This is a genomic window from Membranihabitans maritimus (assembly GCF_021729145.1).
GTDB lineage: Bacteria > Bacteroidota > Bacteroidia > Chitinophagales > Saprospiraceae > Membranihabitans > Membranihabitans maritimus.
The window spans coordinates 1-21480 of sequence record NZ_JAJSLW010000034.1; the positions used below are offsets into that span (position 1 = coordinate 1).

The 21480-nt window shown below is 44.6% G+C and carries 14 protein-coding genes; 11 read left to right on the forward strand and 3 right to left on the reverse strand.

What is annotated here, in order from left to right; all coding sequences use genetic code 11:
• From LVD47_RS22675 to LVD47_RS22705, 7 genes are all read left to right on the forward strand, one after another.
• Nucleotides 1-1910, forward strand: a 1910-nt coding sequence (locus LVD47_RS22675) for a right-handed parallel beta-helix repeat-containing protein (protein WP_236980903.1), incomplete at its 5' end; no start/stop codon positions are given.
• A complete protein-coding gene (locus tag LVD47_RS22680) occupies nucleotides 1900-3315 on the forward strand; it encodes a sulfatase family protein (protein WP_236980905.1) in 1416 nt (471 codons plus the stop codon). The genes LVD47_RS22675 and LVD47_RS22680, both read left to right, overlap by 11 nt.
• Before the next feature lie 143 nt (nucleotides 3316-3458).
• Nucleotides 3459-4319 carry a sugar phosphate isomerase/epimerase family protein gene (locus tag LVD47_RS22685; RefSeq protein WP_236980907.1) on the forward strand — a complete coding sequence of 287 codons (861 nt, stop codon included), beginning with the start codon at nucleotides 3459-3461 and terminating at the stop codon, nucleotides 4317-4319.
• Nucleotides 4320-4332: 13 nt separating this feature from the next.
• On the forward strand, nucleotides 4333-5088 hold the full coding sequence (locus tag LVD47_RS22690; RefSeq protein ID WP_236980909.1) for an SDR family oxidoreductase: 756 nt from the start codon (nucleotides 4333-4335) through the stop codon (nucleotides 5086-5088).
• A gap of 164 nt (nucleotides 5089-5252) precedes the next feature.
• Nucleotides 5253-5984, forward strand: a complete 732-nt coding sequence (locus LVD47_RS22695; RefSeq protein WP_236980911.1) for an SDR family oxidoreductase — start codon at nucleotides 5253-5255, stop codon at nucleotides 5982-5984.
• Nucleotides 5985-6038: 54 nt separating this feature from the next.
• The gene (locus LVD47_RS22700; RefSeq protein ID WP_236980913.1) at nucleotides 6039-7502 is read left to right on the forward strand and encodes an FAD-dependent oxidoreductase; all 1464 of its coding nucleotides are present in this window, start codon (nucleotides 6039-6041) and stop codon (nucleotides 7500-7502) included.
• Nucleotides 7503-7516: 14 nt separating this feature from the next.
• A complete protein-coding gene (locus tag LVD47_RS22705; RefSeq protein WP_236980915.1) occupies nucleotides 7517-9088 on the forward strand; it encodes an SLC5 family protein in 1572 nt (523 codons plus the stop codon).
• 110 nt (nucleotides 9089-9198) lie between these two features.
• Here LVD47_RS22705 and LVD47_RS22710 read toward each other — a convergent pair whose 3' ends face one another.
• Both LVD47_RS22710 and LVD47_RS22715 read right to left on the reverse strand, forming a co-directional pair.
• Complete coding sequence (locus tag LVD47_RS22710; RefSeq protein ID WP_236980917.1) at nucleotides 9199-10122, reverse strand: helix-turn-helix domain-containing protein; 924 nt, start codon at nucleotides 10120-10122, stop codon at nucleotides 9199-9201.
• A gap of 42 nt (nucleotides 10123-10164) precedes the next feature.
• Nucleotides 10165-10983, reverse strand: a complete 819-nt coding sequence (locus LVD47_RS22715; RefSeq protein ID WP_236980919.1) for an oxidoreductase — start codon at nucleotides 10981-10983, stop codon at nucleotides 10165-10167.
• 1599 nt (nucleotides 10984-12582) lie between these two features.
• Between LVD47_RS22715 and LVD47_RS22720 the strand changes: the two genes are divergently transcribed.
• The 4 genes from LVD47_RS22720 to LVD47_RS22735 all read left to right on the forward strand — a co-directional run bounded on the left by LVD47_RS22720 (nucleotide 12583) and on the right by LVD47_RS22735 (nucleotide 20861).
• Entirely contained in the window at nucleotides 12583-14619 is a 2037-nt protein-coding gene (locus LVD47_RS22720; protein WP_236980921.1) for an FG-GAP repeat domain-containing protein, read from the forward strand.
• Between the two features lie 445 nt (nucleotides 14620-15064).
• Nucleotides 15065-16504 (forward strand): efflux transporter outer membrane subunit, encoded by a 1440-nt coding sequence (locus LVD47_RS22725; RefSeq protein WP_236980923.1) that lies wholly within the window; start codon nucleotides 15065-15067, stop codon nucleotides 16502-16504.
• Nucleotides 16505-16516: 12 nt separating this feature from the next.
• Entirely contained in the window at nucleotides 16517-17719 is a 1203-nt protein-coding gene (locus tag LVD47_RS22730) for an efflux RND transporter periplasmic adaptor subunit (protein ID WP_236980925.1), read from the forward strand.
• A gap of 49 nt (nucleotides 17720-17768) precedes the next feature.
• Nucleotides 17769-20861 (forward strand): efflux RND transporter permease subunit, encoded by a 3093-nt coding sequence (locus LVD47_RS22735; protein ID WP_369427833.1) that lies wholly within the window; start codon nucleotides 17769-17771, stop codon nucleotides 20859-20861.
• A gap of 284 nt (nucleotides 20862-21145) precedes the next feature.
• On the opposite strand, the gene LVD47_RS22740 is transcribed toward LVD47_RS22735, so the two are convergent.
• On the reverse strand, nucleotides 21146-21480 hold a 335-nt coding region (locus tag LVD47_RS22740), incomplete at its 5' end, for a hypothetical protein (protein ID WP_236980929.1).

Consider the following 21480-nt stretch of genomic DNA (forward strand, 5'->3'; position numbering starts at 1 on the left):
ATAAGAGCCGTATGACGGGAGACTGTCACGTACGGTTCTGTGAGAATCTCGGGCTGAGATGCCCGGGTTTACTCGACAATTTTTTTTTACAAGCAAATCCTTTGTTCATGATGAATAGAAATGTATGGTCCTTTGTTCCTGTATTATTTTTGATATTCCCGATCCTTGTGGGATGCCAGGTGGAAAAGGATGATGTGTCTTATTATGTTGCCCCGGATGGCAGCGATACGGCACCGGGTACTGCAGAAAATCCCCTGGCCAGCATCCAAAAAGCAATAGATCTCATAACCCGGGCAAGTGGCGATAGTGTCGATTACAGGATTGTACTCAAAGAGGGAATGCATACATTGCATGAACCCGTAGTGATCGATGAATCCCTGCGGAAAGCGGGCAAGCTTACCCTATGCCCGGATGGGGAAAGTGCACCTGTTGTTTCAGGTGGAAAACGCATTGAAGGGAAGTGGATGGAAGTAGAAGACCATCACTGGGTGGTACAAGTGGAGGATGAATTTAACCAATTGTTTGCGGGCGATGACCGGCTTACCCGGGCAAGATGGCCCAATGGACCGGAGTATATCCATCCGATAGAAGTGCGTGTCGGGGAGCGGTATATGCAATTCGGAAACGAAGTCAATCTGGATTTTCGCCCCAACGGGGAAACCCTGCTTTGTGCCACGGGACAATGGCATTTTATTCGACAAAAGATAGAAAGTACAGATCAGCAAGACCGGTCCATCAGGACGACCGGCGAGATCGGTCCGGAATGCAGCAGTACCAAAGTTCGATTGCACGATCGTATATATTTTGAGAATGCGATTGAATTTCTGGACCGGGAGGGAGAGTGGTTTTTAGATAAGGAGCGTGGTGAATTGCACCTGGTGAGTAAATCGGATCCCAATACAGGTGAATTCTTTTACCCGAAATTGGAAACCCTTTTCCTGGTGGAAGGTGCCAGCGGGATGCCGGTTTCGAATATTATTTTTCAGGGATTGTCCTTCCGGCATACTACATGGAAGTTGACAGAAGCAGAACGAAAAGGGATACAGGCCGGATATTGGGGAACAACGGTCGGGAAACCGGTGTATTCACCCCCTGCCGCCCTTATGTTCCGGAATTCGGAAAAGTGTGGTATTGAAGACTGTACATTTCAAAATCTAGGCGAAGGGGCTTTGGCTTTCGAGGAAGGCACAGGCGAAGTATCTATTATAGATAATGTTTTTCGGGATGTGGGGTCCAATGTGGTCCAGGTAGCCAGAATTTCGAATTTCGTAGGAAGGGGACATCCCTTGCATTACGATTATGAAAAGAAGGAACAGGCCCCCCATACTTTTACTATTGCCAATAACCATTTTCAGGACGGGGCGAGTGTTGACCTGGGGGGTGTGGGTATTGTAGTGGGGTACGCTAACCATATTACCATCCGGAATAATTTAATCGAAGATTTTCCCTACACGGGAATCAGTGTGGGGTGGAGATGGGGAGATGATGGTACATTGACGAATTCCCATCACAATATCATTGAATATAATAAGATCAGGAGGTGTATGAAATACCTGAGTGACGGCAGTGGTATATATACGGTAGGGAACCAGCCGGGCACCCGTATTGAAAACAACTGGATTTACGACCTATCGGGAGGAGAGATGCTTCTCGAGGGTATTTATACGGATGAAGGAAGCGGAAGTATGGTGATCTCCGGTAATTATACCAACCGTATAAAAAACCATGATTACAAAGGGCACAGGAATCTTTGGGAGACCATGGTCATTGAAAATAATGGATGTGAAGGGGCATGTGAAAATATCCTGGAAGTAGAAAATGAACGCGTGAGGGTTTGTGATTTTCCGGACCACCTGCCGCCCGATACTACTGTTTTTGGATTGCTTAAAGAAGATGAAAATGGTATATAGTAGATTTCAAATTTGTATTTTAATTGTTATTTTATGTTGTTACAATGGTTTTAGCCAACAGAAACAACCGAATGTGATATTTATCCTGGCAGATGATTTGGGGTGGGGGGATTTACAGGTGTATGGACATGAGATCATTCAGACCCCCAACCTGGACCGGTTGGTCGAAAACGGATTGGTACTTTCCAACTTTTATGTTAATTCTTCTGTGTGTTCACCGAGCAGGGCCGCTTTTATGACGGGAGTATATCCGTCCAGACTGGGTATTCATGGTCATTTGGCAAGTAAGGAACAAAATCAACGAAGGGATATGGCTGATTTCCTGAATCCGGAGGTAGTGACGATTACCGATATATTCCAACAATCGGGATACGCAACGGCCCATTTTGGCAAATGGCATCTCGGTCATACGGAAGAAGCGCCCTTGCCTTCCGCTTATGGGATAGACCAATTCAAAACCAATACAAGTAATGATACAGCGATTTTTGACTTGTGGTTGCCATCCAACCGGCCAAAATCCTCGAAAATGGTTGTCGATGAAGCGATCGGATTTATCCATGATAACCGGGAAGATCCCTTCTTTATAAATGCGTGGTTTGTCGATCCCCATGCGGTTCTTAATCCCTCAGAGGAACAAATGGAACCCTATAAGAGGTATTCGCCGGCTTCCTATACAGAACGGGTGTACGATGCGCCCATAGGTCACAAAGGAGCTACCCAGATTTATTATGCAACGGTGACGGAAATGGACCGGCAGATTGGTCGGTTGATAGATGCACTGGACAGTATGGCCCTGCTGGAAAATACTATTTTGATTTTTACGAGTGACAATGGTCCGGAGGTATTGGAAATTTCCAATGCTTCCCATAGTGCCGCAGGGAGTGTAGGCCCATTCCGGGGATGTAAACGGAGTTTGTATGAAGGAGGCATCCGAATGCCTTTCATTATGAGTTGGCCGGGACACATTCCCCGGGGGTACATCGACCGCGAATCGGTGGTAAGCGCTATCGATTTTTTACCGACCTTGTGTGCCATGGCGGATGTCAGGGTGCCTGGGGACCTGAGCATAGACGGAGAAGATCGATCTGCAGTATTGCTGGGGAACAGGGGATCGAGGATGAAGCCGTTGTTTTGGGAATGGAGATTTAATGTTTTTGGCAGGCACCTCGATAAAAGTCCGCAGCTGGCAATGCGCGATGGCAAATGGAAATTACTAATGAATCCGGATTCCAGCCGGATGGAATTATATGATCTGTCGACGGACCCCAGTGAATTGCAGAATGTGGCTTCACGGCATAGGTCGGTTGTAAGGGAAATGCGTGAACAGTTGTTTTCGTGGTACCGGGAATTGCCTCCCGGACATGTGGACAAAAATGCCGGAAAAATGGATTATTCATGGCCCTGATCACGGGGCGTGCCGGTGCACAAGGGGCGTCCTCTTTTGCGCAAGGCACCGATATGAAATGAAAAAGAGTGACGAAAAACGTCCGTAGTGGCCATCTGTGGATGGTAAAGAGGGTACAGAAATTTAGAAATAAAAGTAATTAAATGAAGAAAAGTAAAGAATTAAAGATTGGATGTGGATGGTGGGGATTCCGTAATTTGCCCATTGAAGATCATTTCGCTATTGCTTCGGATTTTGGGTTCCATACCCTGGAAATAGGAATAGGTGATGAGCTAGTATCTACGATACCTACCACTATCGATGAATCGGGGATCCAACGAATACGTGAGTTGTGTGATACCTATGATATGAACATTCCTTTCGCTACAATAGAAAGTGATTTTACCTTACAAGCTCAAAGTGAACACGAAAAACAGGTCCATACCGTTTTGAAGGATATTGCGGTTGCTGCTAAATTAGGGGTTACCCACCTGCGTATTTTTGCCGGATTTACCCCTGTGGTGGATTTAAATGAAGAGATATACAGGCGCGTCCTTTCTGCTTTTGAGGTGTGTGCGGCAGAATGTCAGCAATACGATATGGAAATTTCAATTGAAACACATGGAAGAATCGATCATCGAAATGGAGTTGCTTATCATACCGACACCATCAGTACCCACCCGTATTGGCTGAAAAGGTTGTCTGGGGACCTGCCGAAAGGAGTGGGGTTTAATTACGACCCGGGAAATATCAAGGCCGTATATCCGGATAATCCGACATCCGGTCTTGAGTCGATCAATAGCCGTATAAATTATTGTCACCTGAAGGATTGGAAAAGAAAGGACGACGGCTGGCTGGCTGCAGCCATAGGTGATGATGATCTGGATTATCAGGCGTTGTTGCCAAAAATAGAATTTGATGGTATTTATTTGATCGAATACGAACCGGTCGGGGATTTGAGGGATGGGATCCGGCGGAGCCTGGATTATTTGGAAAGAATCGGGTACCATCTTGATTATGTATAATGAAAAGGATGGTATGGAACATCCATTAAGCGATAAGGTAGCCCTCATCACAGGGGGTACACGTGGCCTGGGCAAAGCGATGGCCAGGGCATTGGGGGCGAGAGGTGCCAGGGTAGCGCTGAATTATGCGCATGACCACCGTCAGGCAGAGCATACTGTTGATTGGTTGCAGGATGATGGGATTACAGCCCGGAGTTTTTGTAGTGACATCACCAATGAGGCGTCTTGCCAGGATTTGGTGGTGAGGATTGAAAATACCTTCGGACCGGTCGATATTGTCGTGAATAATGCTACCGGGCCACAACCTTTCAAGAATATTGAGCAACAAAATTGGGATGATTACCTGGATCAAATGAATTATTTTGTCAAGGCACCACTATTCCTGGCTCAGGCAACTCTTGCTTCTATGAAATCAAGAAGATGGGGGCGTATTATAAATATTGGAAGCGAGGTTGTAGAGTTGGGTAATCCGGAATTCGGACATTATGTATCAGCGAAAGCAGCCATGCTGGGATTGACCCGGTCCTGGGCCCATGAATTGGGGCCCTTTGGGATTACCTGTAATCTGATTGCGCCGGGATGGATCCCGGTGGAACGGCATAGCCGGGTACCGGATGAGGATAAAGAAAAGTATATATCAGGGGTGCCGCTGGGGTTTCAGGGAAGCCCGGGAGATATTGGAGAAATGGTGGCGTTTTTATCTTCTGGTTCAGCCGGTTTTATTACGGGGCAAAAAATAGCCGTGAATGGGGGAAATACATTGTTATAGAAATAGATGAATTAATTTTTCAGGGAATAGGGAAAGAAATTATAGGTCTTATGCCCGGGGTTGATACCCCATGAACAGGGATCTGATTACCAGGATCCTGGCGATAAAACTCGTACGGGATAGGACCTGATAACAAGTATATATTATATCATTTAAAAATTTATATGAATTACGAATTAAAAAATAAGGTAGCCATTATTACCGGGGCGTCTTCAGGATATGGAGTGGGAATAGCCAGAAAATTTAAAAAAGCCGGAGCCAAACTTTGGATCGTTGCCCGAAGGAAGGAATTGTTGCAAGATGTAGCGCAAGATTTGGGTGTAAATTACTTTGTAGGTGATATTCGGAACCCGGAGGATTGGGACCAGTTGTTTGAAGAAGTAATCCGGGCGGAAGGCCGCGTAGATATCCTGGTGAATAATGCGGGGAGCGCTATCAAGATTGAAGAATTGACCGGGCAGGAAGATAAGGCTATCCGGGAATCCCTGGAAGTAAACCTACTGGGAGCTATATACGGTAGCAAGCGGGCTGCCGGTCTGATGGTAAAACAAAAGAGCGGTACCATTGTCAATGTGTCTTCGATCTGTTCTATTCAGGCCTGGCCGGGGTGGAGCGTGTATGCTGCGGCAAAAGCCGGACTGGAGCAATTTAGCAAATCGCTGTATGTGGAATTAAGAAATAAAGGGGTCCGGGTAAATTGCATAACTCCTTCCTGGGGGAATACCTCTTTTACAGAGGCTTCGAAATTGCCTGAATTTGATTCTGACATTCAAAATAGGGTGATCCAACCGGAAGAAATGGGGGAGATTGTACTGAATATTTGTTGCCTGCCCGATCACCTGGTTGTTCCTGAAATGGTAGTTTTGCCTATGGTGCAGGAGATTGTTCCCTATTAAGATGTATGAATTATTGGACACAAATAGCCGTTTTACAGAATAAATAAAGAGTGAATGAAGGAAGGACGATTTGACTTGATAATTATCGGTGCAGGAAGCGGGGGCATAGGAGCGGCTATTGCTGCCGGACGGTTGGGATTGAAAGTACTATTGCTGGAAAAAAACAGCCGGTTGGGCGGCAATGCAGCTGTGAGTGGTGTGTCGGTATGGGAAATGGGGGCCGGTGGAACGGGAATTCCTTTTGATATATACAGAAGGATGAAGAAGGAACGGGATGCCATCGGTATTTATTCGTTCAACAGGCACTGCGCATGGAAAAATGAAAACGGGACTTCCCAATTTCCCCCGGGTGCGGATCTGACGATTGATCCCACCCTCCGATACCTGGATAGCCTGAGAAGATTCGGAGCCCGGTCATTGAAGGAGGATGAATTATTCGTCCGGAAATACTGGCATGGTGTGCCTTTTGAGCCAGGGATCTATCAAAATATGGTAAAAAAGTGGTTGGATCAAATGCCTGATGTTACCGTCAGGACCTCGGAGACGTATTCGGATGTTGCGTATAGTGATAGCCGGATAGAGGAATTAACCCTTACGAATGGGGAAAAGGTTTCTGCTCCTTTTTATATAGATTCCACAGATAGTGCCTACCTGGTACAATCCTGCGGGCGTGAAATGTTATTTGGGCAGGAATCCAGGCATCGTTTTGATGAGCCTGGTGCGCCTGAGACCCCGTCGCGTTTTGTCAACGGGGTTTCGTTAATTTTCAGAATCCGACCTACAGAGAGGCGGCGGGTGGAAGAATTGCCCGGAGGGATCGGTAAGGACTGTTGGTGGCGTGATGCCTTTCCATTGGCCAGTATGGTCCAGTATCCGAATGGAGACTACAATGTGAATATGCTTCCTACAATGGATGGACAGGAATACATGGAATGGGATCCCAAAACAGTGTATCAGGAATGCAAAAATAGAAGCCTGGCCTATTGGCATTATTTACAAACGGAATTTCCGGAATTCCAATCCTATAAGAGGGTGGGAGAATTTCTGTCATTAGGGGTGAGGGAGACCCATAGGATCGTCGCTGAATATATCCTTACGGAATTGGACGTAACCACTGGATTAAACGGGCAAAAACACCCGGATATCATAGCAATAGCTGATCACCCCATGGATGTTCACGGTGGGGACAACCCCGGTTGCAGAGAACTTTCTTCCCCTTATGGCATTCCTTTTCGATGCTTGATACCAGAGGGGATGGAAAACGTCTTGGTGGCTTCCAGAGCGGGTGGATTCAGTTCCATAGCCGCTTCCAGTTGCCGGCTTTCAAGAACGATGATGCAACTGGGACAGGCGGCCGGAACAGCTGCTTATGTAGCACTGGACAGTGGCCGTTCTTTTCAGGATTTGGATATTCCAAAACTGCAAGACCTGTTGGAAGACCAACATGTACAATTATCCTGGCCTATGCCGGGGCGAATTAGAAAACATATCGGGAAGGAACGGTGTGATTCAGAATAAACAAAAAAGAACCATTGGAAACTTCATTGTCTTATATAGATTTTATCGTCATAGCGGTTTATGTCGCCGGTCTCATGGGGTTGGGATTTTGGGTTAGTTTTCGCAGGAAAGAATCCCAGGACTATTTTCTGGCGGGTAAAAACCTGGGGTGGAAAACGATCGGACTATCCATATTCGGTACCAATATTAGCCCGATGATGCTAATTAGTTCTTCGGGCGTGGCTTTTGCCTATGGTATGGTGGCCAATAATTTTGAGTGGCTGGCCTGGATATTCCTGGTACTGATGGCAATGGTTTTTTTACCCTATTATTTGTCTTCCAACATCAGCACGATGCCGGAATTCATTCTCAAGCGGTTTGGGAAGCCGAGTCGAAACTTTCTTTCCTGGTTAATTTTTTTCCAGATAACTATTGGTATTGGTTCTGTTTTATATGCCGGAGCTATATTGATGGGGCAAATATTGGATTGGCCTTTAGGGATCTCTTTGCTCCTGATTACATTTATTTCTGCCAGTTTTACTATAACAGGAGGACTGGAGGCCGTGGCGATAACGGATGCTTTTCAATCTATATTAATGATCGTAGCTTGCAGCATCCTGAGTTTTGTAGGGATTATGGCCGTAGGAGGCTTCGAAGAATTGTATGCAAGGGTCCCTTCGGACCATTGGGTATTATTTCGTCCCGCCAGTGATTCCGCCTATCCGTGGCCGGCCATAGTCCTTGGATATCCGGTAATGGCGATTTGGTATTGGTGTGCCAATCAAACTATCGTTCAAAGGGCACTGGGGGCAAAGAGTCTAAAAGAAGCCCAAAAGGGAATTTTATTTACAAGTTATCTGAAAATTCTGGTGCCGATCATTTTCTTCTTGCCGGGTATCGTCTGTGTAGCCTTGTATCCTGATCTTGAAGATCCGGATTCGGCGTTTATGACCATGGTTGTCAATCATTTGCCTTCGGGCATGATAGGATTAATAGTTTCTGTCTTGCTTGCAGCCCTGATAAGCACTGTTAATTCTATGCTGAATTCAGCGAGTACGATATTTACATTGGATATTTACAAGAATGTATCTAAAACCCCGAAAAGTCAAAATCATTTACAACGGGTAGGGCAGGTGGTCACCGGACTTGTTGCATTCCTGGGATTGTTTATCGCTTATGGATTAAGTGCCGTTAAAGGAATGAATTTGTTTGATCTGATCAATTCTATATTCTCGTTTTTGAGTCCTTCACTGGCGGTTGTTTTTTTACTGGGAATTACATGGAAAAAGTCTAGCCGGACAGCAGCCTACTACACGCTGGTATTGGGTAATATCCCATGTATAATTATCGGCGTCCTTTACCTGGCAGGATGGCCATCAAAGGAATTCTGGCCCCACTTTTTGATGTTATCTTTTTACTTATTTGCAGGACTATTGTTGTTTATGGTCTTCCTTTCTTATTGGTTCCCTGATAAAGAAAGGATTTCATGGCCTACTTTACGTGAGACTTATCTAGATTCCGCCGGTAATTCCGGTATTCGGAATTTGTGGATTGGTTGGGCGGGATTGGCCGTAATAATGGGATTTTTGTATGTCATCTTTAATTAAATGAAGAGTGAGTGGTGAATGACAAATGGTGCTGTTGGTCATTTGATGGAATATGTCTGATTTCAACTGTTGAACCAGGATCGATTAAAAAACCTTGGGCCTGGTGATTCTTATGAATTCTGTCGAATGGTTTGTTTCCTATACTGTAATGGGGTCAGACCCGTTTTGTTCTTGAATAAACGGCTAAAATAATGAGGATAATTAAAACCAAGTGTATAGGCAATTTCACTTACTGAATCCGTCTTCCGGAGTAGTAGAGTCTTGGACTTATCGATAATAAAATTGTTGATATGATCCCTGGCACTGTATCCGGTTTCCTTTTTTAACAAGTCACTTAAATAGTTGGCGCTTAAGTGTACTTTATTAGAAAAATACTCAATGGATGGAGTCCCTGATTCCGATAATTTTCCCTCTTTATAATACGTTTCCAACAGTGCATGGAACTGACTGATTACATCGGAGTTTTGAGCAGTACGGGTGTTAAATTGCCGTTCGTAATAACGCCTTGACAGGTTGAGTAATAGTTCCAGGGAAGAGGCTATCACGGTTTGACTATGGTTGTCAATCCGTTCGGCAATTTCATTTTGAATCAAATGGGCACAATGGGTAATGGTTTTTTGTTCCTGGTCTGATAAATGTAGGGCTTCGTGTACATCGTAGGAAAAGAACCGGTAGTCTGAAATATGTTTACCAAGTTCGGTATTACGGATCAAATCCGGGTGAAAAAACATCATCCAGCCCTGAATTTCATTTAATTTTTGGGGTTTAGCTACAGAATTCACCTGATTCGGAGCGGTAAAAATTAAAACGCCTTCATCAAAGTCATAGGTGTTTCTCCCATATTGCAATCCGCAGCTTTTATCCTTCAAAGCAATGGAATATAAACTGGATGTCGATTTAACCCCGACGAATTGTTGGGGGATTTCCCATTTGGATACATCGATAATGGAGATCAAAGGATGGGTAGGTGGATCAAATCCGAACAATGCATGCAATTGACTAATGGATTTTATATATTGAATTTCTTTGTTCATGGCTATTCCATTTCTTCTAACGTAAGGTAACAAAGTTATAATCTATCCGAGTTGTTTGATTACCATCTTGTCAAAGAAACGGTCACCCAACCATTTTCGCGATGCAATGGCGGGTTTGGCCATGAAACCTTTGACATATCTTGTTTTTGGATTATCTTCCGTAGCCGCTTTGGCGATTGTAGAACCGAGGATATCTACATCTGTAAGACGGTTTCCGGCATAGGTTTCCTTCATTCCTTCTATTACTTTGTGTGCCAGTTTTTTGTAGGGACCATTACCCGAGGTTTTCTCAAGATGGTCTATGGCAATTCCTCCCCAGGGGGTTTTTATTCCTCCGGGCTCTACCACTACCACATCTATTCCAAACTCTTTTACCTCCAGGCGCAGACAATCACTCCAGCCCTCAAGTGCGTGCTTGGTCGCATGGTACCAGCCTCCCAGAGGAGTATATATTTTGCCTCCCATAGATGAAATGTTGACAATTCGTCCGTATTTGTTTTTACGCATCGCCGGTAAGACTAATTGGGTAAGTCGTGCCATACCAAACAGGTTGACTTCAAATTGCCTGCGGGCTTCTTCCATAGGTACATCTTCGATGGCACCATAGGAGCCGTACCCTGCATTGTTAATGAGTACATCAATTTTGCCTTCCCTGTCTAAAATGGAATATACGGCATCCACCATAGATCCTTCCTGCGTCAGATCCATAGAAATGACGTTGATGCCTTCTTCAGCCAGGTCTTGCATTTTTTCCACCCTTCTGGCAGCACCGTAAATCGTATGTCCCTGTTGATGTAATATTTGAGCGGCGGACTTGCCCATTCCGGAACTGGCCCCTGTGATGACAATAACTTTTTTCATGTTGTTTTATATTTTGGTTTTTGACAGTTAAGGCAAATGTACCTTTGTCGTATGGGGAATTTGAACACATATTACGAAAGGTTGAACACAAATTACAGATATTTTAGGTTTAAATTATTCCACGGTATTGAACAAGGTCAATTATGAAAGGGAGTGAGGAATGTGAATGATCTTTTCATTTTCAACTCGTGATCTTTTTTAACCGCAGAGCCGCAATGTTCGCGAAGGGATCTCTGCGACCTCTGCGCCTTTGCGGTGCAATAAAATGGTATAGGAAAAAGGAATGAAGAGAGGTGGATAATAACCACAGGTCAGCAAAGTTCGCAAAGGGATCTCTGCGACCTCTGCGTCTTTGCGGTGCAAAAAACGGTATTGGAAAAGGAATGAGGAGGATATAATAACCGCAGAGCCGCAAAGTTCGCAAAGGGATCTCTGCGATCTCTGCGCCTTAGCGGTGCAAAAAGGGGGGAATAGAAAAAGAGAGGATTGAGGAGGATATAATAACCGCAGGTCAGCAATGTTCGTGAACGGATCTCTGCGACCTCTGCGCCTTAGCGGTGCAATAAAACGGTATTGGAAAAGGAATGAAGGGAGGTAATAATAACCGCAGGTCAGCAATGTTCGTGAACGGATCTCTGCGACCTCTGCGCCTTTGCGGTGCAATAAAACGGTATAGGAAAAAGGAATGAAGGGAAGTGATAATAACCGCAGGTCAGCAATGTTCGTGAAGGGATCTCTGCGACCTCTGCGCCTTAGCGGTGCAATAAAACGGTATAGGAAAAGGAATGAAGGGAGGTGATAATTACCGCAGGGCCGCAATGTACGTAAAGGGATGTCTGTGACCTCTGCGCCTTTGCGGTGCACAAAGGGGGATAGGAAAAAGAGAGGAATGAGGAGGATATAAAAACCGCAGGGCCACAATGTACGCAAAGGGATGTCTGTGTCCTCAGCGCCTTAGCGGTGCACAAAGGGGATAGGAAAAAGAGAGGAATGAGGAGGATATAAAAACCGCAGGGCCACAATGTACGCAAAGGGATGTCTGTGTCCTCAGCGCCTTTGCGGTGCAAAAAACGGTATAGGAAAAAGGAATGAAGGGAGGTAATAATAACCACAGGTCAGCAATGTTCGCGAGTGGATCTCTGCGACCTCTGCGCCTTAGCGGTGCAAAAAAGGGCATAGGAAAAAAGGAATGAGGAGGATATAATAACCGCAGGGCTGCAATGTTCGTGAAGGGATCTCTGCGACCTCTGCGTCTTTGCGGTGCAAAAAGGGGGGGATAGGAAAAAGAGAGGAATGAGGAGGATATAAAAACCGTAGAGCCGCAATGTTCGCGAAGGGATCTCTGCGACCTCTGCGTCTTTGCGGTGCAAAAAGGGGGGGGATAGGAAAAAGAGAGGAATGAGGAGGTTATAATAACCGCAGAGCCGCAATGTTCGCGAAGGGATCCCTGTGACCTCTGCGCCTTTGCGGTGCAATAAACCGGTATAGGATAAGGTGCGGAAATGCCTTCCCATAGTCAATATAGTATCATTGACTGTACTATTTCTATATAAACACCTAAAGGGAATTATATAATTTTGTCCGTATTAAAATTTATTAATGCCAATAAATTATATGGAAATAGTGGTAATAAGACGAATGGTGGAAAATATTATATCGAATGCGAAAATGAGGTTTTTGGTGGGGGTGTTTGGTTGTGCCACAGGTGTACCTGCAGTGGCTCAATTTACATTGGCAAAAATGGAATATAATAATCCTGATCTCTTGGTCGACCTGGATGTTGGGTTTAAATCGGTACCCATGCCCCTTGATTTCGATGGTGACGGGGACCTGGACTTATTGGTATCCCAATCGGGAAGTTATGTGGAATCAGGTATTTATTATTTTGAAAACATTAGCGGGAATGTAGATGATCCCATTTTCCGTCAGGGGGATCGAATGTCTTCTGATCGGTTTCGACTGGGAAGGGATGGTAAATATTTTGCCGTTTCGGATGTGGAAGGAAGTGTACATGTACTGACCCCTGACCTTGCTAATGCTGAATTACTCATTTACAGGGATGTCCCTGAAAATGTATTTTGGAAGCGTGAGCGTATGCCGCAAGCACTTGGGGAATATGTAAGGGAATCCGGTTCCAATACCTGGAAGATGGTTGATTTTGACAGTGACCATAGGGTTGATTTGGTTTGTAGCCGCGAATTGGAAAATGGGTATGTGTTGCAATGGTTGCGCAATATCGGTTCGAATGATGATCCTGATTATACGGAGCCTGTAACGCTCATAGATGCCAGTAAATGCAATGGGGCCCGGGAAACGTACCCGGAAGTGGCCCTGGGAGATTATGATAATGATGGGGATCTGGATTATATAGCGGTGACCTCATTCGGTCAATTAAAATACTTTAGAAACAGTGGCCATACTTCATCGGATTGTTATTTCGATGCTCCGATTGTATTGGAAGGAGCTCAAGATACTTTGCAGCTATATACTTTTTACGGCGGTGCCACGAAGTTACGAGCGATTGATTTTAATCGGGACGGATACATGGATATTATTGCCGGAGATGAAGAAGGGAAGGTTTCTTTCTTTAAGAATACAGGGGAAATAAGGCAGGGCATCCCCGTTTTTGAGCAACCACGATTTTTTCAACAGAAGGCGCGATTTCTGGATGTAGGAGCGTTGGCTGCCCCGCGCATATTTGACTGGAACGGTGATGGAATGGATGATATCATAACTGGTAACGGCGCAGGAGATATCCTTTTTGTAGAAAACCTGGGTGGCGAAACACCCACATGGGGTCGTCCTGAATTACTGCAAGCCGGAGGGGAGGATCTGAGAATAGTAGCTGACTGGGCTATCCCCGGAACCGAAGATCCTCACTGGGGATATACGACCCTTGATGTCGGTGATTTTAATGGGGATGATCTTCCGGATTTATTGGTCAATGAACACAATGGAAATATTGTATTTATTGAAAATGTAGGTACTCGAAAAAGGCCTGTATTGGCGACACCCCGTCCGCTGGAGGTAAAGTGGAAGGGGGCACCCCAAAAACCCGCGTGGATTCCAGGTGTATCGAACGGAAATGAACTCCTGGCCCCCTGGCGGACTTCCCCGTTGATGATGGATTATAATGAAGATGGTGTGAATGACCTGGTGATGCTTGACTATGAAGGATATCTCGCTACTTTTATAAACAGCAAGGTGGATGGCAAATGGATATTAGAACATCCTGTTCGAAATTTTATTTATCCGGACGGAACACCTGTTTTACTTAATCAACTCAAAGGAAGTAGCCATGGCCGATTAAAAATAACCTGGGCCGACTGGGATGGGGATGGCTTGAAGGACCTGATTTTTTCGTCTAAACCTGCTGTGGACTGGATGAAAAATAGGGGAAAAATAGATGGTAATACGGTGTTACAATATATGGGGAGAGTCGTTTCCCGAACCTTGATGGGGCATACGGATGGACCGGTTGTTTCTGATTTTGACAAAGACGGTGTTCTGGATCTGGTAGTGGGCACGGAGACAGGGGTATTGTATTATTGGAGAAGACCGCATTCAGAAATAACTACTACCATGACTACTACCGGAAAGCAAAAACCGGCTACGTATAAATATTTCAAAAGGTAGTACTGCGACTTCAATAACCTGGTAATTATTTTTTAGATATAATTCAACCTCCAAGCGGTCGTATTACAATTCAATTTTTAAGTTATAATCAATCTACTCCGGCCGGAATAAGTCGAAAAGATTCCAGCGTACCAGTCAGGGCGGGAATGCCTGGTTCGTCCTGTCACGTCGTGAAATTGTCCGCAAAAAGGATCGGTGCCGGAATGGTAAGACGGTTACTCAAAGCCTTGAAACCTGCATTCAATGAATTCTTAGTGCTGTCAATCCATATCCTATATAGATTCCCGGGTAAAAAGTGTCGCATTAACAAATATTTAATATTTCTATCTATTCTCGTATAACCGCGGTATACTAATGGGAGAATAAGTAGAATACGGAGGAGGTTTGATTTCATTTGGTTGACTTCAAAAATTAACCTATCTTTTATAAGTTAAAGTTTTGAAAATTGCTTACACCACTCAATCTCCGAAAAACCAAATTACAACCTGATGGTAATGGGACCATCCGTGGTTTTTATTTGATTTTTACACTATTTTTATTGGTGGCCTGTTCTCCAAAATTTTCACCCATTGATATTCCATTAGAAGAGCCACAGGATTTTTCCGGTACGGGTGAATCGGCAATTCCTGATCAATGGTGGACGGTATTTGGGGACAACCGATTAAATGTTCTGATAGACAGTGCCCTGGATAAAAATATGGATCTTATAAGTATTTGGCACCAATTGGAAGCATCCAGAGCCATAGTAAAAAGGGAGTCTTCTTTTCTTTTGCCTGATATAGAGGCGGGTGCCCAAACGGCTGTCAGCCGTCCTGTTCCTGATTTCGCAGGTGGGGAGACCACTCAGATCGGAATATCTGCCGGATATGAAGTGGATCTGTGGGGACGTATCAGGGCGTCTGTCCAAGCTGAGGAGTTTAATGTACAAACTTCGTATTATGATTATCAAACAGCTGCGCTAAGCATTTCTGCAGAAATTGCCAGGGTTTGGTTTGAACTTGTAACTACCCAAAAGCAATTAAATCTCACAGAAAAACAAATAACTACCAACGAAAAAATAATTGAATTAATTAAAGTGCGGTTCGGGAGCGGCCAAATAAAAGGGGTGGACATATTGAGACAAAGGCAGTTGTTGAAGAGTATTCGGGAACAGCAAATATTTTATGAGACTAACCTGGAATTATTAAAAAATCGGTTAGCCGTGCTGACAGGAGTGACTCCCCAAAATTTTGAATGGCAGGTTATAGATTCTTTACCGGAGATCCCACCGCAGCCCAGTACAGGATTGCCCCTGGAATTAGTGAGAAGAAGGCCGGACCTGAAGCGCGAGTACAGTGCTTTGATGGCGGCAGACAGGGAGATGGCTGTAGCGGTAAAAAACAAGTTTCCCAGGTTATCCCTTAATCTTTCATCACAGGCAAGGTCTAATACGTATAATGAATTATTTAGTAATTGGGCATATACCCTCGGTGCAAATTTGGTAGCGCCTATTTTGTACTGGGGACGACTGCGTGCAGAAGTTGACAGGACGGAAGCGGTAAAGAACCAGCAATTGCATTTTTACGGGCAATCAGTACTCACTGCTTTCCGGGAAGTAGAAGATGCATTGATACGGGAGCGTAACCAAATTCGCAGAATAGATGTACTGAGTGATCGGGTGGAAATGTCTGAAAAAGTGAGTAATCAATTGCGGATAGAATTTATAAATGGTTTTACAAATTATCTGGATGTCTTGTTATCCCTAGATGAGCAGCAGCAATTAGAGCGGGATATTTTAGATGCCAAATTGGAGCACTATCAAATCAGGGTAGCACTTTACATGGCACTTGCAGGTGGTTTTGAAATAACCCGGGAGGAAGGGGATATTGGCGACCTCCCGAATTAGATCACAGGAATTATGAAAAGAAAGAATATTATAACCTTCTTCGTTTGTTTGATTATTTTGGTAATCGCTGCCTTGGCGGTATATATTATTTTTTCTACAGAGCCTACTGCCCAAAGTGAAGGAGCAACAAAAAAAACGGCTATGTTGGTCAGTGTAGATACCGTATATCACGGAGATTTTATCCCGGAATTCATAGCGACCGGAACCGTGGAAGCAGAGGAAGAAGTGCGGCTCAATTCTATGGTATCCGGCCAGGTAATTGAACGGAAAAGTAATTTTGCGCCCGGGGGATTAGTACAAAAGGGGGAAATATTATTGAAAATTGACCCGGCGGATTTTCAAAATCAAATGGAATTAAGGAGAAGTGAATTGCTTCAGGCGCAAAGTGACCTGGAGGTAGAGTTGGGACGACAGCATATTGCAGAGCAGGATTTGGCGTTAGTCGGTGAAGACTCCCTTTCCGAAAATCAAAGGTCGCTCGTATTGAGAAAGCCACAGCTCGCTGCGGTAAGAGCACAGGTGAAATTTGCAGAAGCATCCTATGATCAGGCCCAGTTGAACCTGGAACGTACTGTAATAACAGCTCCATTTGATGCCCAGGTCCTATCGCAGAATGTCACTGTGGGTTCAAGGGTAGGTGTTACCGATAATTTGGGACGGCTGGTGGGTGTGGATCATTATTGGGTAAATATTACCTTACCCGTGGATAAATTGAAGAGGCTTTCTATTCCGGGCAATCGTAATACCAGGGGGGCGGCAGTGGATATACGGAATACTTCGTCATGGCCTGAAGGAGAAGTGAGGTCAGGATACCTGTACCGCCAGGTAGGGGCTTTGGATCCCCGGACACGGCTGGCCCGGGTACTTATTAGGATCCCCGACCCTCTTTCCCAATATCAAAGTCATCAGGGTTTACCCCGTTTGTTAATTGGGGAGTTTGTTGAAGCGAGGATTAAGGGCGAAACGATAAAAGACGTCGTGCGTCTTGACCGGGATTATTTGAGGAATAATCAAACAGTCTGGGTAATGGAAGGAGGAGAGCTTTCCATCCGGAAGCCTGCAATAATCGTTATGGATGCTGACTATGCGTACGTTTACGAGGGGTTGGATGATGGTGATTTGGTCGTTACTTCCAATATAAGTACAGTTACTGACGGTATCCCATTGAGAACGGAAATGGATACGATTACCAATGAGAATGAATCAATGCAATAAATAAAGTATAGTGGAGGAACAAAAACCTAATAGTATAAGAAAAGAAGGCATGATCGGGTATATGGCGCGCAGTTCTGTCGCAGCCAACCTTCTTATGCTTTTTCTATTGGGGGCGGGGATATATACTATGTTTACAATACAGAAAGAGGTTTTTCCACAATTTCAATTGGATTTTGTCAACGTAAATGTGAGTTACCCGGGATCCTCTCCGGAAGAAGTGGAACAGGGTATTTTACTCCCGGTAGAAGAAGCGATCCGAGGTGTACAGGGAATAAAAGAAATTACTTCTACGGCCCAGGAAGGAGCCGGTGAAGTATTGATAGAATTGGTCCCTGGTACGGATCGAATGAAAGCATTTCAGGATATAGACCAGGCGGTAAACAGGATTCGTACTTTCCCTGATGATATCGAAGAACCTGAAGTCGTGCTCGAAGAAAGGCAACTCGATGTAATGGAGGTAGCCATTTACGGAAATGTAGATATTTGGACCTTACGTGTGGTGGGGGAGCGACTGCGAAATCGCCTGTTGAGCCAGCCAGCCATTACACAGGTAGCATTGGACAATGTTCCCGACTACGAAACGCGGATAGAAATCCCGCGGCACACTTTGCGAAAATACCAACTTACACTTGGACAGGTAGCCGATATTATTGAACAATCCAGCCAGGATGTTCCGGCAGGATCTGTGGAAACCTCATCCGGGGAAATAATGTTGAGGATGCAGGAACGGAAGCAGTGGGCGCGGGAGTTTGGAAATATTCCTATCGCTTCATCCCGGTCCGGTGCGCAGGTTTTATTAAAGGATATTGCCACGATAACGGATGGATTTGAAGAAACGGGATTTCACGGTCAATTTAACCGGCAGACATCCGTTTCCATGGAAATTTTCCGGGTAGGAGATCAATCGCCTTTGGATATAGAAGACCTGGTGAAAAATATACTTAGTGAGTATCAATTTCCACCTAATGTAAATTATCGTATTGATAGCAATCGGGCTGAAGAATTTAGAGACCGGCTTTCCCTGTTGACGGGCAATGGGTTGATGGCTATATTTATCGTTATTATTATTCTATCCTTGTTTTTGGAGTATCGATTGGCATTTTGGGTTATGATGGGAATGGTTATCTCATTTATCGGGGGAATGATCCTATTGCCCATCATCGGCGTAAGTGTGAATATGATTTCTATGTTTGGGTTTTTAGTGGTGTTGGGAATCGTAGTGGATGATGCCATAGTAGTCGGAGAGAATGTTTATGAATACCGGCAGCGAGGTTATGGCATTATGGAAGCGGCTATTATGGGGACTAAAGATGTATCCAAACCCGTTTTTTTTAGTATTCTGACGACCATTATTGCTTTTTTCCCTTTACTGTTTTTACCAGGAGAAACCGGACAGTTCTGGTGGCCACTACCTGCTGTAGTAATTGTTATTTTAGCCGTTTCCCTTCTTGAGGCATTATTTATTTTGCCTGCTCACCTGGGACATATAAAGAAAAAGTCTAAAAAGGGATTGGTTCTCAGACTGGAGAATGCCCAATCAAAATTTGCGGATGGATTTAATAAAATTGTAGACAGGTATTTCCGGCCTTTCTTGGATAAATGTCTTGAACATAGATATGTGACACTAAGTGCGGCTGTAGGGTTGCTGGTCGTGGTTGGGGGCTATGGCCTTAGTGACCACATGGGAATGATATTAATGCCCGAAGTGGCTGCAGATGAGATTGAAGCGGGGATACGCCTCCCGGTAGGAACTACTACTGATCAGGCTGCTGAAGTAGCTGAAGATGTTACAGCGGCGACTCAAAGAATGTTTGAAGAATACCATTTGTACGAAGTAGCAGAAGGGGTCAAGACAAATGTGAGGGGATCGAATTTCATAGATGTAGAGATCGTTCTGTTACCTCCGGATCAACGGGATATGTCGGCCAGGGAAGTGATTGCATTGTGGCGTGACAATATAGGGGATATCAGAGGGGTGGATCAGATCACTTTTGAAGCAGAAAGAGGACCCGGTGGGGCCAGGCAAGATATCAGTGTTGATTTGAGCCATACAGATATTAGCGTTCTTGAAAAGGCAAGCCAGGCATTTGTCGATGAAATGAATACATTTAATAATACCAGGGATGTCAGTGATAATTACAACAAAGGGAAAGCCCAATTTGATTTTAAATTATTACCGGAAGGGCGAAATTTGGGGTTAACTTCATCCCAGGTAGGGCAACAAGTGAGAGATGCATTTTTCGGAGCATTGGCGATGAGGCAGTTACGCGGTACTAATGAAGTGGAAATAAGAGTAAAACTTCCCCTGGAAGAGCGGAAAGATATTCGAAATCTGGAAGATTTTATTATCCGCACGGCAGATAGTGTTGAAGTTCCTTTAATGGATGTAGTCGAAGTGGAAGAAAAAGAGGCATTTACTTCCATCAATCGCCGTGATGGCCGGCGGGTAGTTAATGTAGGTATGGATGTAGAGCCATCTAATGCTGTTACCCGGGTATTGGAATCGATCAATACAACTGTGCTTCCGCAGCTGCGTTCTGATTATCCTGGACTTACCTGGACGTATGAAGGAAGTCAGGCAGATATGAGAGAATCAACGAATTCACTCTATGGTACCTTTTCGATCGCGTTGTTACTTATTTATGCATTATTAGCATTTGCTTTCGGTAATTATGTCCAGCCCCTGATCGTAATGACTGCGATTCCCTTTGGAGTGGTTGGCGCCGTTATTGGTCATATCATTTTAGGGTATGATTTGTCGTTGGTCAGTTTAATGGGGATGATTGCGCTGGCAGGTGTCGTGGTAAATGATTCTTTGATTATGGTGGATTATGCCAATGGCCTGAAAGAAAAAGGTGCATCAGCTTATGAGGCGATACACGAAGCAGGTTTGCGTAGGTTTCGTCCTATTATGCTTACAACAATGACTACCTTCGGAGGCCTAATGCCTATCATTTTCGAAACATCCAGTCAGGCATTTTATCTGATACCCATGGCAATTTCTCTGGGCTTTGGAATTGTTTTCGCTACTTCCATTATCCTGGTAATTGTTCCTTGTCTTTATCTGGGGTTGGAGGATATTATATTGTTATTGAAAAAGGGGAAGACGGTGGAAAGGGTGGATGTAGTAAGTAGCAGCTAATTTTTAGGATTATTTGGAATATCTGTTGAATCGGTTATATTACTGCATAGCTACAATGTTCATGAAGGGATCTCTGTGTTTTTTTGTGTTTGCGGTGCAAAAAAAACGGTATAGGAAAAAGAGAGGAATGAGGAGGATATAAAAACCGCAGAGCCGCAAAGTTCGCAAAGGGATGTCTGTGTCCTCCGGGCCTTTGCGGTGCAAAAAAGCGGTATAGGAAAAAGGAATGAAGGGAGGATATAATAACCGCAGAGCCGCAAAGTTCGCAAAGGGTTGTCTGTGTTTTATTGTGTTTGCGGTGCAAAAAGGGGGCATAGGAAAAAAGGAATGAGGGGAGGAGTAATAACCGCAGGGCCGCAATGTTCGCGAAGGGATCTCTGTGTCCTCTGCGCCTTAGCGGTGCAAAAAAGAGGCATAGGAAAAAGGAATGAAGGGAGGTGATATTTACCGCGGAGTCGCAATGTTCGCAAAAGTATCTCTGCGACTTCTGCGTCTTTGCGGTGCAAAAAAGAGGCATAGGAAAAAGGAATGAAGGGAGGATATAATAACCGCAGGGCCGCAATGTTCGCGAAGGGATCTCTGTGTCCTCTGCGCCTTAGCGGTGCAAAAAAGAGGCATA

Coding starts and splice junctions, on each gene's coding strand:
- LVD47_RS22680 (WP_236980905.1), top strand. CDS start 1,900: ATGGTATATAGTAGATTTCAAATTTGTATTTTAATTGTTATTTTATGT.
- LVD47_RS22685 (WP_236980907.1), top strand. CDS start 3,459: ATGAAGAAAAGTAAAGAATTAAAGATTGGATGTGGATGGTGGGGATTC.
- LVD47_RS22690 (WP_236980909.1), top strand. CDS start 4,333: ATGGAACATCCATTAAGCGATAAGGTAGCCCTCATCACAGGGGGTACA.
- LVD47_RS22695 (WP_236980911.1), top strand. CDS start 5,253: ATGAATTACGAATTAAAAAATAAGGTAGCCATTATTACCGGGGCGTCT.
- LVD47_RS22700 (WP_236980913.1), top strand. CDS start 6,039: ATGAAGGAAGGACGATTTGACTTGATAATTATCGGTGCAGGAAGCGGG.
- LVD47_RS22710 (WP_236980917.1), bottom strand. CDS start 10,122: ATGAACAAAGAAATTCAATATATAAAATCCATTAGTCAATTGCATGCA.
- LVD47_RS22715 (WP_236980919.1), bottom strand. CDS start 10,983: ATGAAAAAAGTTATTGTCATCACAGGGGCCAGTTCCGGAATGGGCAAG.
- LVD47_RS22720 (WP_236980921.1), top strand. CDS start 12,583: ATGCCAATAAATTATATGGAAATAGTGGTAATAAGACGAATGGTGGAA.
- LVD47_RS22730 (WP_236980925.1), top strand. CDS start 16,517: ATGAAAAGAAAGAATATTATAACCTTCTTCGTTTGTTTGATTATTTTG.
- LVD47_RS22735 (WP_369427833.1), top strand. CDS start 17,769: ATGATCGGGTATATGGCGCGCAGTTCTGTCGCAGCCAACCTTCTTATG.